Genomic DNA, 15,208 nt, shown 5'->3' with positions numbered 1-15,208 from the left:
TATCTTTGATGGTCTGTAGCGATACCCCCAAAGATACCCCCAATAGTTTTTACTGGGCCTCGCACTTCGCGAGGCCTTTTACTTTGTAGATCTCACCTGGCTTGTGGATGCGATGACTCTGAATCCTAAGTCGAGTGCGTGTAGGCAGCGTGCTCAAGTTCGAGGTCGAGTAGCTTATAAAGTCAATGCCTCGAATACGTAAGGGTCGTAAGGCTCAGCTCTCGTCGAAATCCTCTTCAACTTCCCCCCGATCCATGTAGACCTGAATCAGGTCATCAACCAGGATCGTCCTAGGCTCGCCTTGCTGGCTGATCCGCAAAATGGCCGCGTTCACCGTTTCGCTGAGATAGCTTGCAATGTCAGCATGGCTATTACCCATCATCGCGTCAGGAATCTGATCAATCAGGTCCTGAGCCACAGGCAGCTTCTGAGCGGCGACCCAGGCTGATGTCATCCGCTCACGCGTCACACTTGATGGCAGTTCAAACAGAATTTGCGTGGAGAAACGCCCGCCGCGCAGCGCTGCGTCATCGAAACTTCGACTGGAGGATAGATGTGGTCGAGTTCAAAGACTGGTTAGGCGCTCTGAACGCCAATCCTGATGACGTGTTACTGAATGTTGGGTGGTGGTAGGTACTTCAACTCTATTTTGATTCCAATACCTCACGGTGATAATGGAAAAGCCGCCGAGTCCAAACACAGCGGCTTTTCTTCTGTCACTCGACCTTACACGGTCTAGCCATAAGCTTTTATTGACTCGCTTCCTATCTCTTCGCTTTCGCCAAGCAGGCCATAGCGCTTCAGTTGGGTTCTCATTACGTTTCTGGTGATACCCAGCAACGCAGCGGCTCGGACTTGATTCTGGCCGCTGTAGGCGAATGCTTCTTCGATCAGCAATTGTTCGAGCTGCTGGAAGAGGTCAGGGGTTTTATCCCGGAACAGCTCTTGGTACGCGGCCTGAATGCGCGTGATCGGGCTGTCGAGTGCGCTACTGCCGCTGGTGGGCATGCCGCCGCTGAGCTTCAGATGCTTGGGCAGGATCTGCTGGCCAAAACTCACCAGTAGCGCGTAATGCACCACGTTTTCCAGCTCGCGGATGTTGCCGGGCCAGGGGTAGCGTTGCAGGGCGATGATGGTATCGGCGTGCAGCGTGGGCAGCGGGCGCTTCAGGCGCTGCGCATACAGACCCAGAAAGTATTCGGCCAAGGGCAGGATATCGCCCACGCGGTCGCGCAGCGGTGGCAGATTCAGCTGGGCGATATTGAGGCGGTAGTACAGATCGAGCCGGAAATGCCCGGCCGATACGGCTTCGTGCAGGTCCACGTTGGTGGCGGCTACCAGGCGGATATCTACCGGGATGGGGCGACGGGCGCCGACACGGACGACTTCGCGCTCTTGCAGTACACGCAGCAGTTTGACTTGCAGATTGAGCGGCAGATCGCCGATTTCGTCGAGGAACAGCGTGCCGCCATCTGCGGCTTCAAACCAGCCCGCACGGCGTGCGGTGGCCCCGGTGAAGGCGCCGGCCTCATGACCGAACAGTTCACTCTCGGCCAGTTGCTCACTGATGGCGCCGCAATTCACCGCCACAAACGGGCCCGATCGGCCGCTCAGGTGGTGCAGATGCCGCGCCACCAGTTCCTTGCCAGTGCCGGTTTCGCCGATGATGAGTATCGGTGCTTCGCTGGGCCCGAGTTGCTCCATCTGGCTCAGCAACTGCTGCGATGCCGGATCGGCAAACACCAGCGCTTTGGCGCGGATGGAGGTGGGTTGCGAGTTGTAGCCCTCCAGCGAGATCAGGGCGGGCTTTCCGGCGGTTTGGCTGAGCATGGTGCACTCCAGGAAGCGGTGGGTCAGAGATCGTTGAGCGCAATGTACGCCTGACTTTATATCTCTAAAAAGAATTACAAATAAGAATAAACAAACAAAAAGAAATATAAAGAATAGCCACTTCCCAAAACAAGATCGCCCGCGATCAACGCGGGCGATGGCGGCACATTCGACCGAAGCGGTTTACAGACGGAACACGATAGGCACGGTCGCCCAGCCATCAATCGGCGTCTGGCCACGCTTTGCCGGCGCAAAGGTCCAACCCTTGATCGCCTTGCTCGCGGCGTCATCGAGCAGTTTGCGACCGCTTGATTGCTGAATCTCCAGCGCATCGACCTTGCCTGTGGCCAGCACGCGTACGCGCAGTACCACCTTGCCTTCCCAGCCTTGCGATTGGGCGAACTCGGGATATTCCGGCGCCGGGTTGTTCAGATAGCCTGCTTTACCGAACGGTTCTGTCACCTTCTCCACTGGCGCTGGTGGTGGGGGAGCGGGCGGCACGATAGCCGCAGGGGCATCACTCACCGGGAGCTTGTCATCAACCGGGATCGCGACCACCGGGGTATTGGCCGGCACTGACTCGGCTTTGGGCAGTGCTTTCTGAGCACGAGGTGGCGGCGGCTCGGCCGGCTTGGGTGGTGGCAATTCCTCGATGACCGGTTTGGCAAACTCCACGGTGACGGGTTTGAGTGCCTTGGGCGGTGCATCAGTCGGATGAGATTGGCTCAGCCGCCAGGCAAACAGCGCGTGCACCGCGAGCACCACGCTGCCAATTGCAATCCAGTGGTGTTTGCGGATCGCAGGTCGGGAGACGCTCAATCGAATCAGTTCGGCGGGGGCGAGCGGGTGCGGCGTGCTGCTCACTAGTGTGAGTTGGCGAACTTGTGGTGCGCGGCGCAAGGCACGGCGGCTGCTATGGGATACATCGAGCGCGCTGGCGGCGAGAGCAGACATGGTGGTTCCTTTCAGAATGACGGGCAACGCACGTTGCTTTGCCAACCAATCAGCAGAGACCGTGCCACTGATCAGAACTCACCGCGGAGATACGTATGATGTCCAGCATTGACGCGGCATGGCGGTGGGCGATTGGCGAATGGCGACGCTGGAGGATCGCGAAAACTCAGGGGGTTGCTGATGCAAAAGCAGCATCCGACGCGACGGGGTTGCTGCATGCGCAGCAGGGTGGAGGCAAGTGCGAAGCCTTCTGGACTTGCAGGCCCTGTCAGTACAAGGGCTTGCGATGCCATGTCGTCGTGGCATGCAAGGTGCTGTAGGCAGCGCTCCCGTATTTCTCTCCAAGGAGCACCTCATGAGCCAGACCCCGCGCATTCTCGTTTTCAGTGGCAGTGCCCGCCGCGATTCCTACAACCAGGGATTGAGTCGCCAAGCGGCCGCCTTGCTAAATCAATCCGGTGCGCAGGCTACCTGGGTCAATCTGGGTGGCTTGGATATCCCGCTCTATCACGGGGATCTGGAAACCGAGCATGGCTTGCCACTAGGGGTAAAAACCCTGCGTAGTCTGTTGTTCACTCACGACGCGCTGGTGATTGCCTCGCCGGAGTACAACGGATTCCCTTCGCCCTTGCTCAAGAACGCGCTCGACTGGGCCTCCCGCCGTCAGGGCGATGAGCCGCCTCGCGCCGCTTTCCTCGGCAAGTCGGCCTATCTGCTCAGCGCCACCCGTGGCGAGTCCGGTGGCGGGCGTGGCCTGCGCCATCTGGCTCAGCTGCTCACCAATCTCAAGGTCCAGGTGTTGCCCGATACGTTTACCTTGCCGCGTGCCGAGTCTGCGCTGGATGCGGAGGGCAATCTGCTCGATCCCACCCGGCGCGCAGCCCTGCATGCCGGCTTGCTGCAACTGCGTGATGCAGTTCTGGCCGGTGCGCCCCTTGCTACAGCTGCTTGAACACTGGCCCGTTTGCAGCAAGCCGAAAGTCGGCGGCGTGTAGAAATCAGCACTTCTCACGCGGTGCTGCGTCATTTGAAAACGATATTTATCCTTTTTATTCAATCATTTATTTGTATTGAGAGGAGGTGGCACAGAGGCTGCTGAACAAGGGGTATGCGTCGCCACCGACGGCGCTCACCCCACCGAAAGGATTGTCATGTCCGTCTCATCCACCGCTACACCGACCAAGCTCTGGTACACCCGCTGTGGCGCCGCCACGGCATCCGGGCTGGCTATCCGCCAGGGCTGGTTGCAAGACGCATTCAGCACGCCAGACACGCAGCTGCAATCGCTGCGCGATTCGCCCGAGCTGGCTATCCGCAACGCGCATTACCACCACGGCCTCAGTGGCTTGTTCCGTGAGGGCGGCAACATTCCGCCAATCTGGGCCAAGGCCGGTGGTGCCGATACGGTGGTGCTGGGCATTACCTGGCTCGATGAATACCAAGGCGTGCTGGTGCGTGCCGACAGCGATCTGCACACCGTGGCAGATCTGCGCGGCAAGCGTCTGGCCGTGCCCTTGCACCGCGGTTCCTTGATCGACTTCCAGCGCGGTGCTGCCCAGCACGGCTATGTGCATGCGCTGGCAGAGGCCGGCCTGAGCGTCAGCGATGTAACGCTGGTTGATATCGAAGCGCCCGCCTACGACGACGAGGACGGCCCGCGCCGTGCCCGTGTGCCGCAAGCGCGCGATCACGTGCTGGCTGCACTCGATGCCGGTGAGGTCGACGCCGTATTCATCCGCTTTGCCCGCGGTTTCCGCGCCTCGCGTGATCCCAAGTACCGCCAGATCATCAACCTCAACGAACTGGGCGACCCGCTCAAGCGTGTGGGCAATGGCGTCCCGCGCCCCATCACGGTAGATCGCGCCTTCCTGGAAACGCATCACGATGTGGTCGTGCGCTACCTGTCGGTTCTGCTGCGCACCGCGCGCTGGGCCGCGCTGCACCGTAATGAAGTTGCTGACCTGCTGATTCCCGAAAGCGGCGGTGCCACCCGCGATGACGTGTTCGCCTCGCACGGCCCCGGCGTCTACCTCTCGTTCACGCCGCAGCTCACACCCGATTACCTGCTGGGTCTGGAGACCCAGAAGAACTTCCTGCGCGATTGGGGCTACCTCGCCCGTGATTTCGACATCCAGGACTGGATCGACCCCGAGCCACTCGCTGAAGCCCGTGCACTGGTCGCCAATGAACGCGATGTCTGGCCCGGCAACTCGAACGCTTTGCAACGCGCCGCCTGATCCGAACTTTTCAACCCAAGTAACGATGGAGTACCACCATGTCTGACGCACTGACCGAGATTGACCTGATTTCCTATGTGGACGAAGCCAAGCAGGACGCCATCCACGCCTTCGACTTCCTGCGCGAAACGCAGACCCTGTCGGCCAGCTGGACCTTTCATGTCACCCACAAGATTCCGGGCCACGACAAGCTACTGCATATCCGATTCCCGCAGCCCTGGGAGCGCAACCGCACGCCGAGTTTCCGCATCACCGGTTTTGAAGACCAGCCACAGAACGTGCTGCACGAAGAGCGCCTCGATGCCGATACGCTGATCCACGCCCACACCAACTTTCTGTCGGCTTGGTCGCTGGCGCACAAGCCGTTTCCCATCTTGTACGTAGCCGCCCAGCGTCACCTGCTGGCGCGCGAGATTCCCAACCATCTCGAACGCAAGCGCAGCGTGCTCGATGTGATCCGCGAGCGTCTCGACAATCACCCCGAACTTGCCCCGCCACCGGCACTGCTGGAGAGCAATGGCGGTGCCAATTTCTGGGGCCGCGGCATTCTCAAGACGGCGCAGAACATCCTGTTCATTGAAGAGGCCGCCCGTTACCAGGCCATTGCCGAACAGCTCGGTGGTGCCAAGGAGTACACCGAGGGTGCGCTCGATCTGCAATGGAAGCGCACGGGCCTGCTCGATATCGTCAAGGCCAAGGGTTACGTAGGCTGATTGCCTGCGCCAGCCACAAAAAGAAACTACTCCCGGACGCCCGGCCATTTGGTCGGGCGTTTTTCATGGGCGGGGCGGCCGCGTAGGGTGCAATAAGGCCCAAAGGCCGCATTGCACCATTGCACCATCGGTGCAATGCGCTGCGCTTATTGCACCCTACGCGTTGCTCGCGCTGTTTGAATTGCAACAATCCACGCTGCTGCTGTGCGCGGTGTGTTGATCACATGCCATTGAAAATAAAGGAGAAAACTGGTTTTTCTGTAGGTGGCACGCTTATCGCAATGCAGTCTGTAACCAGTCAGCCGCAATCCCTGGGGCTGACGTTGAAGTTTCGGACTGCTTATGTGGATTTACCTCATCAAACGTCTGCTGATCCTGATCCCCACCTTGCTGGGGGTGCTGACGCTGACCTTCCTGATTACCCAGTTCGTTCCCGGTGGTCCAGTCGAGCAGGCGCTGGCGCAGATCGATGGCGAAAGCGCCCGCACCGGCACCGATGCCGCCGGCAGCAGTGGTGGCTGGGGCTACGCCGGTCGTGAAGGCGTGGACGACAAGCAGGTCGAGCAGCTACGCACGGCCTACGGCTTTGATAAGCCCTTGCACGAGCGCTATGTGCAGATGCTGGGCAGCTACCTGCGGTTCGATCTGGGCGAGAGCTACTTCCGCAACCAGAAGGTCATCGAGCTGATCCAGGAAAAGCTCATCGTGTCGGTCTCGCTAGGCGTCTGGACCTTTCTGTTCACCTATCTGATTTCGGTTCCGCTGGGCGTGGCCAAGGCCGTGCGCGCCGGCACGCCATTCGATCTGATCACCAGCATCCTGATCCTCATCGGCTACGCGATTCCGGGCTTTGTGCTGGGCGTATTGCTGATCGTGCTGTTCGGTGGCGGTTCGTTCTGGGATGTATTCCCGCTGCGTGGCCTCACATCGAGCGATTGGGATGAACTCTCGCTGGCAGGCAAGGTGGGCGATTACCTGTGGCACGTGGCGCTGCCGGTCACCGCCGCCGTGGTCAGCAGCTTTGCGATGAAGACCCTGCTGACCAAAAACACCTTCCTCGAAGAAATCCGCCGCCAGTACGTGCTCACCGCCCGCGCCAAAGGCCTGAGCGAGCGCCAGGTACTGTGGAAGCACGTGTTCCGCAATGCGCTGCTGCCGCTGGTAACGGGCTTCCCGGCTACCTTCATCGCCGCCTTCTTCACCGGCAGCCTGCTGATCGAGACCCTGTTCTCGCTCGATGGCCTGGGCTTGCTGTCGTTCGAGTCGATCAACACCCGTGATTACCCGGTGGTGCTCGGCACGCTGTACCTGTTCACCCTGATCGGGCTCCTGACCAAGCTGGTAGGCGATATCGCCTACGTGCTGGTGGACCCCCGCATCAAGTACGAAGCCCATGAGGTGTGAGATGACAACCGTTACCCATCCCCCTGTCCCCCCGATATTGCCGCTATCCCCGCAGACCGGTCCGGAAACGGGGCAGCCCGCCGATGCAGCGCGTCCCGAACCGGCACCGGCCAAGGCCATATCGCCGGGCCGGCGCATCTGGCTACGTTTCAAGCGCAGCCGCTTGGGCTACTGGAGCCTGATCCTGTTCGTGGCCCTGTATGTCACCAGCCTGGCTGGCGAGCTGCTCAGCAACGACAAACCGTTGGTGGTGCGCTACGAGCAGCAATGGTTCTTCCCGCTCTTGCAGGACTACCCGGAATCCGTGTTCGGCGGACAGTTGCCGATCGCGGCCGATTACCACGATCCGTTCATCCGCGAGCAGCTGGCCAAACCGGGCAACTTTGCGCTGTATCCGCCCAATGGCTACTACTACGACACGCTCAACTACTTCTCGACTGCCCACCATTACCCCGGCCCGCCCAGTGCCGAGAACTGGCTGGGTACCGATATCGCGGGCTACGACATCACCGCGCGCTTGCTGTATGGCTTTCGCACTTCCGTCACCTTTGCACTAGGGCTGACGCTGGTCGGCACCCTGTTGGGCATCGCCATCGGTGCCGTGCAGGGCTACTTCGCCGGTCGTGTCGATCTGTTCGCGCAGCGGCTGATCGAAGTCTGGGGCGCGATGCCCGAGCTGTACCTGCTGATCATCTTTGCCTCGATCTTCGAGCACAGCTTCCTGCTGCTGTTCGGTCTGCTGTCGCTGTTCGGCTGGATACACCTTTCCGACTACGTGCGCGCCGAGTTCCTGCGCAACCGCCAGCTCGAATATGTGAAGGCCGCGCGCGCCATGGGCTTGTCGCACTGGCAGATCATCTGGCGGCACATCCTGCCCAACAGCCTCACCCCGGTGATCACCTTCCTGCCGTTCCGCATGAGCGCCGCCATCATGGCTTTGGCGAGCCTGGACTTTCTGGGTTTGGGCGTCACCGCGCCGGCACCGAGCCTTGGCCACTTGCTGCAACAGGGCAAAGAAAACCTCGATGCCTGGTGGATTGCCGTCTCGGGCTTTGGCGTGCTGGTCATCACGCTGCTGCTGCTGACCTTCATGGGCGAAGCGCTGCGCAACGCGCTCGATCACCGGCTTGATCACGACGACGCGGAGGGCAGGGCATGAGCGCGCCAGAATCACGCTTACCGTTTTCTCAAAGCGAACCGCTGCTGAGCCTGCGCGACTTGTCGATCCGCTTTGGCCGCAAGCTGGCGGTGGATGGCATCAGCCTCGATATCCACCCCGGCGAGCGCCTGGCACTGGTGGGCGAATCTGGTTCGGGCAAGACGGTCACCGCCTTGTCGATCCTGCGCCTGCTCGAACACGCCAGCCTCAGCGGCGAGCTGCGCTTTGGCGGCCGCAACCTGCTGGACGAGAGCGATGCTGCCATCCGTCGCCTGCGTGGCAGCGAAGTGGCGATGATCTTCCAGGAGCCGATGACGGCGCTGAACCCGCTGTTCACCATCGGCAACCAGATCATCGAAACGCTGCAACTGCATGAAGGGCTCGACGCCCGCAGTGCACGCCAGAAGGCCATCGCCCTGCTGGCCCGTACCGGCGTGCGCGAACCCGAGCGGCGGGTCGATGCCTATCCGCATCAGCTATCGGGCGGCCAGCGCCAGCGGGCGATGATTGCGATGGCACTCGCGTGCCGCCCACGCCTGCTGATCGCCGATGAGCCGACCACGGCGCTGGATCTGACCGTGCGGGCGCGCATCGTGAAGCTGCTGCTTGATCTGCAAGCCGAAGAAGCGCAGCCCGGCGGCAGCGGCATGGCCATCCTCTTGATCAGCCATGACCTGAATCTGGTCCGCCACTTCGCCCAGCGGGTGGCAGTGATGGAGCACGGCAAACTGGTGGAAACCGCCGATACCGCCACGCTGTTCCAGAATCCACAGCACCCGTATACGCAAAAGCTCATCAACAGCCTGCCGCAGCGCCAGATCACGCCAGTGGCCGATGCTGCACCGGTGGTGCTCGATACCCAAGGCTTGCGCGTGACCTATGCCAAGGCCACTCCGGGCTGGCGCGGCGTGTTCCGGCGTGAGCGCTTTGTGGCGCTCGACGGGGCAGATTTGACCCTGCGCGCTGGCGAGACCATCGGCATTGTCGGTGAATCAGGCTCGGGTAAATCCACCCTGGCGCAGGCCGTGCTGGGGCTGATCCGCACCGATGCCGGTGAGCTGGAATTTGAAGGCGCACCGGTCACCCGCCTGTCACGCCGCCAGCAGCTGCAGCTGCGCGCACGCCTGCAGGTGGTGTTCCAGGACCCGTTCGGTTCGCTATCACCGCGCCAGACCGTATTGCAGATCATCGAAGAAGGCCTGGCCCTGCATCGGCCCGAGCTCGATGCCGCCGCGCGCCGCGCCGCGGTGGTGGCAGTGCTGGCGGAAGTCGGTTTGCCGGCCTCAGCACTCGGTGCGTATCCACACCAGTTCTCGGGTGGCCAGCGCCAGCGCATTGCGATTGCCCGCGCCATCGTGCTCAAGCCCCGCGTGATCGTGCTGGATGAGCCGACCTCGGCGCTCGATGTGTCGATCCAGAACCAGGTGCTGCAACTCCTCGTCCGGCTACAGCAGAAACATGGCCTGAGCTACGTGCTGATCACGCACGACCTTACCGTGGTCCGGGCCATGGCGCATCGGCTCTATGTGCTCAAGGACGGTCATATCGTCGAACACGGCGATACCGAACAGCTGATCACCGAACCCCAGCACCCCTATACCCGCCAACTTGTACAGGCATCGTTGTAATGGCTTACTCCTCCCGCTCCCGCTGGCTGGCCGCCCTGGCCGCGCTGACACTTCCGCTCAGTGCTTGGTCGGCCCATGCCTATGCCCAGTTCGGCCAGCCCAAGTACCCGGCCGATTTTGCCCACTTTGACTACGTTAATCCCGCCGCACCCAAGGGCGGCAAGCTCACGCTGTCGGTGGTAAGCCAGAACAGCAGCTTCGACAAGTTCAATCCGTTCACGCTCAAGGGCCGGCCGGCACCGGGGCTGACCGAGTTGCTGTTCGAAACGCTCACGGTACTGAGCCTCGATGAGCCCAACACCCAGTACGGCTTGCTGGCCGAGGATATCGACGTCGCCCCCGATTTCAGTGCTGTCACCTTCCGCTTGCGGCCGCAGGCCCGCTTCAATAATGGCGATCCAGTCACCGCGGCCGATGTGGTGTATTCATTCCGCACCCTCACCAGCAAGGCCGCCAGCCCGCGCTTCAAGTCTTACTTTGCCGAGATCGCCAGCGTGGAGGCGCGCGATGTGCGCACCGTGCACTTCACCTTCAAACGCCCCGGCCGCGATCTGCCGTTTGTGGCCGGCAGCCTGCCGGTGTTTTCGCCCAAGTGGGGCCGTAATGCAGATGGCAGTACCACGGCATTTGACGCATTGCGCCTCGAAACCCCGGTGGCCAGCGGCCCGTACCTGATCGACAAAGCCCAGAGCGGTGCCGATATCCGCTACCGGTTGAATCCCGATTACTGGGCGCGCGAGCTGCCGGTGCGGCGCGGTTTCAACAACTTCGGGCTGGTGATCTACAAGCTCTACAAGGACCGTGACACCCAAGTGGCTGGCTTGCGGGCGCTGGATTACGACTTCATGAGCGAAACGCAGATGCGTTACTGGTGCTGCCAGTACATCGGCAAGCACTTCAACAACAAGACGCTGATCAAGGAAGTGCTGCCGCACCAGAACCCGCCGGCCATGAATGGCTGGGTCGTCAACCTGCGCCGCGAGCGCTTCCGCGACCCGAATGTGCGGCTGGCGCTGAACCATGCGCTGGATTTTGAGTGGATCAACGACAAGATCTTCGCCAGCGAATTCAAGCGCGTGACCAGCTATTTCACCGGCACACCGCTGGCCGCCACCGGCCTGCCCGGTGCCGATGAACTCAAGCTGCTGGAGCCCCACCGCGCCGAGCTACCGCCCGAGGTGTTCGGCCCCATGTTCGAGCAACCCAGCAACCGTCAGCCCGGCGATCTGCGCCGAAACCTTACGCGCGCGCTGGAACTGTTTGCCAAAGCCGGCTGGCATAACCGCGATGGCGTGCTGCGCAACGCCAAGGGCGAACCGTTCGTGATCGACATCTCGGCCGGGCGCACCCAAAGCCCGTTCATGGAGCCGATCTACCTCAACCTGAGCAAGCTCGGCATCCAGGTGCGCAAGGTGGTCGCCGACGCCGCCACCACGCGTGAGCGCACCAACCGTTTCGATTTTGATTACCTCAGCGTGAACCTGCGCGAATCGCGGCTGCCCGCCAGCGAACTATGGCGCGTGTTCAACAGCAAGGCAGCCGATCGCAACGGTTCGGAAAACCTCGCCGGGGTGAAGTCGGCCGCGGTGGATGACCTGCTGCAAAAGCTGCAAGACGCCAACACCCCGGCCGAGCAGCAAACCGCCGCACGCGCACTCGATCGGGTGCTGATTCACAGCCACTACTTCATTCCCTGGCGCTACCTCACCCATCACTACCTGATGTACCACCAGCGGCTCAAGCGCCCCTCCGTGCTGCCGCGCTACTACGGCGGCACCGATTGGGCGGTCAGCACCTGGTGGGATAGCACGGCGACCACGCCGGCCACGCCGCTGCGACAAGCCGGCCGGCCGCAGCCAGCGACACCACGCCAACCCACCTAGTCCTGCCCGATGCCTGCGATGCAGGCATCGGCCTTCTCAATAGATTGCACACCATGAAAAACCTCTGGCGCACCATCCAGTTCATTCCCGAATACCGCCGCCGTGTGATCGGCGTCGCCCTCGTCGGCACGCTCGTCGCGCTGATCGGCACCGCCACACCCTATCTCTACAAGGGCATCGTCGATGTGATTGCTCATCTGCTCTCGGGCAAGGTCAGCCATGCCGAGGCCACCTGGAGCATCACCCTGTTGCTCGGTGCTTTCCTGTTGCTGCGCATCGGCGTGGTGGTGTTCGGCGCCTTGCAGAACAAGCAAGCTGACGACCTGTGGCTCGACACGGTCAGCACCTTCCGCCAGCGCGTGTTCGACAACATGACGCAGAAGTCGATCGACTACTTCGAGAAGACCCGTGTCGGCGAAATCATGGATCGCTTCGGCACCATCACCCAGATCACCATGTGGCTCTCCTCACTCACCGAGAGCGTGCTCGCCAGCATCTTGCAGATGGTGTTCATCACCGTGGTCTTGCTGGTCAAAGCCCCCATCGTGGGCGCGATCATGCTGGGCGTGTTGCTGATCAATTTCTTCGTCTCCTACCGCACCGTGGGCTGGACGCGCCCGTATCGGCGCGGCTGGCAGATGCTGGCGGGCCGCATGACCGGCCTGCTGGCCGAGATGGTCGGCAACATCGCCACTGTGCGCAGCTTTGGTGGCGAAGCGGCGGTGAAGCAGCGCTACGACGACACCCAGGCCGAGTGGCTGGTCACGCGTGGCAAGCTGCACCAGACCGAATGGCGGTCCGAGCAAGGCTTGAACCTGCTCAATACCTTCGGGGTGTTTGTCGCCGTGGTCATTACCGCACGCGGTGCGTTAGCCGGCCAGTTCAGCACCGGCGATATCCTGCTGGTGCTCACGCTCACCCAAACCCTGATCAGCTCCATCCAGCCCATTGCCCGCCAGATCAACCAGGCCGGCGAGATTGAAAGCAGCGCCGAGCGTTTGGTGGAGCTGCTGGATGTCGCCCCCGATGTGGCAGACCGGCACGGTGCCGTGCCGCTGGAGCGGCTCGAAAGCATCCGTTTCGAGAACGTGAGCTTCAACTACCCCGGCAAGGATTCACCTGCGCTGCAACCACTCAACTTCGAGGTCAACGCCGGGCAGACGCTGGCGCTGGTGGGTAGCAGCGGCAGCGGCAAGAGCACCATCGTCAAACTGCTGATGCGCTTTTACGACCCCACCGCCGGCCGCATCCTGATCAACGGTCGCGACCTGCGCGATTACCAGCAGCGTAGCGTGCGCGCCGTGATGGGCGTGGTCTTGCAGGATGTGGCGCTGTTCAACGACAGCATCGGCGAAAACATTGCCTTTGCCCGCCCCGGTGCCCAGCGTGCCGATGTGGAAGCCGCCGCCCGCGCCGCACATGCCGACCAGTTCATCCAGCGCATGGAGGCGGGCTACGACACGCTGGTCGGCGAGCGCGGGATCAAATTATCGGGCGGCGAGAAGCAACGCGTCGCCATTGCCCGTGCCATCCTCAAGAACCCCCAACTGATCGTGCTCGACGAAGCCACCAGTGCGCTCGATTCAGAATCCGAACACCTGGTCCAGCAAGGCCTCGCACAACTGGTCGAAGGCCGCACCGCTGTGGTGATCGCCCACCGTCTGAGTACGGTAATGCACGCCGATCTGATCCTGGTGCTGCAACAGGGCAGGGTGGTGGAGCGCGGTCGGCATGACGAACTGCGCCAGCAGCAGGGGCTGTATGCGCGGCTATTTGCTTTGCAGAGTGGGGAGAAGTTGGCTGCGTAAAGCCTGAAAGCCCCTCTCCCACCGGGAGAGGGGTTGGGGTGAGGGGACGCCGCCCATTCAATGCGTCAGCGCTTGTTCTACCGCCGCTCCCTCACCCCCACCCCTCTCCCGGAAGGAGAGGGGCTTAAACCCCCCTCCTCAGCCCTACAGCCATCCCCCGCCGTATCGCCAGATTCGCATTTCTTTTATTGGAGCTACCTCATGTCCCAACCACCTCGCCAACTCAAACTCGGCGTCTTCTTCACCCGCTTTGGCCACCACCAGTCCGCCTGGCGGCAGCCCGAAGCGCCGCATGCCGGCAACCCGGATTTTGCCTACTGGGCCAAGCTGGCGCTGCTGGCAGAACAGGCCAAGTTCGATACCGTGTTCATCGCCGATTTCGTCGGCCGTTCGCCCAAGGCGCTGCACAAGCAGGCGCGCAGCGACAAGCGTTATGACTTCGAACCCATCACCTTCATGTCGGCACTGGCGGCCATTACCAGCCGCATCGGCCTGGTCGCCACGGTGAACACCAACTTCAACGAGCCCTACAACGTGGCCCGCAAGTTCGCCTCGCTCGATCACATCAGCGGCGGCCGCGCCGCGTGGAATGTGGTGTCGTCCTTGCAGGACAGCGCAGCCCGCAGTTTTGGCCTCGACGACACGCTGAGCCACGCCGAGCGCTATGAGCGCGCCGGCGAATTCCTCGATCTGACGCGCAAGCTCTGGGATAGCTGGGACGATGGTGCGTTCGACAATGCCAACCCCGCCACCGGCCAGTTTTTCGACCCGGCCTCGGCGCACCCGGTGGACCACACAGGCAAGTACTTCCGCTCCGATTCGCTGCTGGATGTCGCCCGCCCGCTGCAGGGCTACCCGGTGCTGGTGCAGGCCGGCAATTCCGATACCGGCCGCGAGTTTGCCGCGCAGTATGCCGAGATGACCTACGCCTCCGCTCAGCGGCTGGATGTGGCGCAGGAGTACTACCGCGATGTGAAGAGCCGCCTTGCCAAATATGGCCGCGCGCCGGAGGACATCGTGATCACGCCGGGCCTCTCGCCCATCATCGGCCGCACCGAAGAAGAAGCGCGCGAGAAACTCCAACGCCTGCAAGACGCCGTCGATTTCTCCAACGGCGTGCAGCTCGGTGGCGTGGACCTGAGCGCTTATCCGCTCGACGGCCCGGTGCCTGATCTGCCCGAAACCGAAAACGGCAAAGGCCGCCTGCAGCAGCTGCTCGACCGCGCCCGCCGCGACAATCTGACCATCCGCCAGGCCGTGCTGCAGTTCAGCGTCTTTCGGGGACACAACCTCGTCGTGGGTACCGCCAGCCAGGTGGCGGATGTGATCGAGGAGTGGTTCAACAACGAAGCCGCCGACGGCTTCAACCTGATCCCGCCGCAAATCCCCACCGGTTTCGAAGACTTTGTGCGTGACGTGGTGCCCGAGTTGCAACGCCGCGGCCTGTTCCGCACCGAGTACACGGGCACGACGCTGCGTGAGCACCTGGGTCTGCGCCGGCCACACAGCCAGCACCGCTTGCCGCAATTGCGGGCTGCCTGAGCGCAGTCGGGCAACCGCATGCCGGATTGCGGTTGCCCCTCGTCCTTTGA

General features: G+C 62.0%; 12 protein-coding genes. 9 read left to right on the top strand and 3 right to left on the bottom strand.

What is annotated here, in order from left to right:
• Nucleotides 1–214: 214 nt before the first annotated feature.
• From O9X62_RS12730 to O9X62_RS12720, 3 genes are all read right to left on the bottom strand, one after another.
• Nucleotides 215–454 carry a hypothetical protein gene (locus tag O9X62_RS12730; RefSeq protein ID WP_269533268.1) on the bottom strand — a complete coding sequence of 80 codons (240 nt, stop codon included), beginning with the start codon at nt 452–454 and terminating at the stop codon, nt 215–217.
• A gap of 281 nt (nt 455–735) precedes the next feature.
• Complete coding sequence (locus O9X62_RS12725; protein WP_269533267.1) at nt 736–1,830, bottom strand: sigma-54-dependent Fis family transcriptional regulator; 1,095 nt, start codon at nt 1,828–1,830, stop codon at nt 736–738.
• Nucleotides 1,831–2,013: 183 nt separating this feature from the next.
• Nucleotides 2,014–2,784 (bottom strand): energy transducer TonB, encoded by a 771-nt coding sequence (locus tag O9X62_RS12720; protein WP_269533266.1) that lies wholly within the window; start codon nt 2,782–2,784, stop codon nt 2,014–2,016.
• 355 nt (nt 2,785–3,139) lie between these two features.
• Here O9X62_RS12720 and O9X62_RS12715 point away from each other — a divergent pair, with 355 nt between their 5' ends.
• From O9X62_RS12715 to O9X62_RS12675, 9 genes are all read left to right on the top strand, one after another.
• Nucleotides 3,140–3,736, top strand: a complete 597-nt coding sequence (locus tag O9X62_RS12715; protein ID WP_269533265.1) for an NADPH-dependent FMN reductase — start codon at nt 3,140–3,142, stop codon at nt 3,734–3,736.
• Nucleotides 3,737–3,935: 199 nt separating this feature from the next.
• Nucleotides 3,936–5,021: an ABC transporter substrate-binding protein gene (locus tag O9X62_RS12710; RefSeq protein WP_269533264.1), complete on the top strand. Its 1,086-nt coding sequence runs from the start codon at nt 3,936–3,938 to the stop codon at nt 5,019–5,021.
• A gap of 38 nt (nt 5,022–5,059) precedes the next feature.
• Nucleotides 5,060–5,734 carry a class II aldolase/adducin family protein gene (locus O9X62_RS12705; RefSeq protein WP_269533263.1) on the top strand — a complete coding sequence of 225 codons (675 nt, stop codon included), beginning with the start codon at nt 5,060–5,062 and terminating at the stop codon, nt 5,732–5,734.
• A gap of 342 nt (nt 5,735–6,076) precedes the next feature.
• Nucleotides 6,077–7,138 (top strand): microcin C ABC transporter permease YejB, encoded by a 1,062-nt coding sequence (locus O9X62_RS12700; RefSeq protein ID WP_269533262.1) that lies wholly within the window; start codon nt 6,077–6,079, stop codon nt 7,136–7,138.
• A gap of 1 nt (nt 7,139) precedes the next feature.
• Nucleotides 7,140–8,297, top strand: coding sequence for an ABC transporter permease (locus O9X62_RS12695; protein WP_269533261.1), 1,158 nt, complete (start codon nt 7,140–7,142; stop codon nt 8,295–8,297).
• Entirely contained in the window at nt 8,294–9,925 is a 1,632-nt protein-coding gene (locus tag O9X62_RS12690) for an ABC transporter ATP-binding protein (protein ID WP_269533260.1), read from the top strand. The genes O9X62_RS12695 and O9X62_RS12690 overlap by 4 nt, the downstream gene beginning before the upstream one ends.
• Nucleotides 9,925–11,808, top strand: a complete 1,884-nt coding sequence (locus tag O9X62_RS12685; RefSeq protein ID WP_269533259.1) for an extracellular solute-binding protein — start codon at nt 9,925–9,927, stop codon at nt 11,806–11,808. The genes O9X62_RS12690 and O9X62_RS12685 overlap by 1 nt, the downstream gene beginning before the upstream one ends.
• Before the next feature lie 53 nt (nt 11,809–11,861).
• Nucleotides 11,862–13,616: an ABC transporter ATP-binding protein gene (locus O9X62_RS12680; RefSeq protein ID WP_269533258.1), complete on the top strand. Its 1,755-nt coding sequence runs from the start codon at nt 11,862–11,864 to the stop codon at nt 13,614–13,616.
• A gap of 201 nt (nt 13,617–13,817) precedes the next feature.
• Nucleotides 13,818–15,158, top strand: coding sequence for an LLM class flavin-dependent oxidoreductase (locus O9X62_RS12675; RefSeq protein ID WP_269533257.1), 1,341 nt, complete (start codon nt 13,818–13,820; stop codon nt 15,156–15,158).
• Nucleotides 15,159–15,208: the final 50 nt, after the last annotated feature.

The sequence above is a fragment of the Chitinimonas sp. BJYL2 genome (assembly GCF_027257935.1).
Lineage (GTDB): Bacteria > Pseudomonadota > Gammaproteobacteria > Burkholderiales > Chitinimonadaceae > Chitinimonas.
This window is presented reverse-complemented; position numbering and strand designations above follow the sequence as displayed.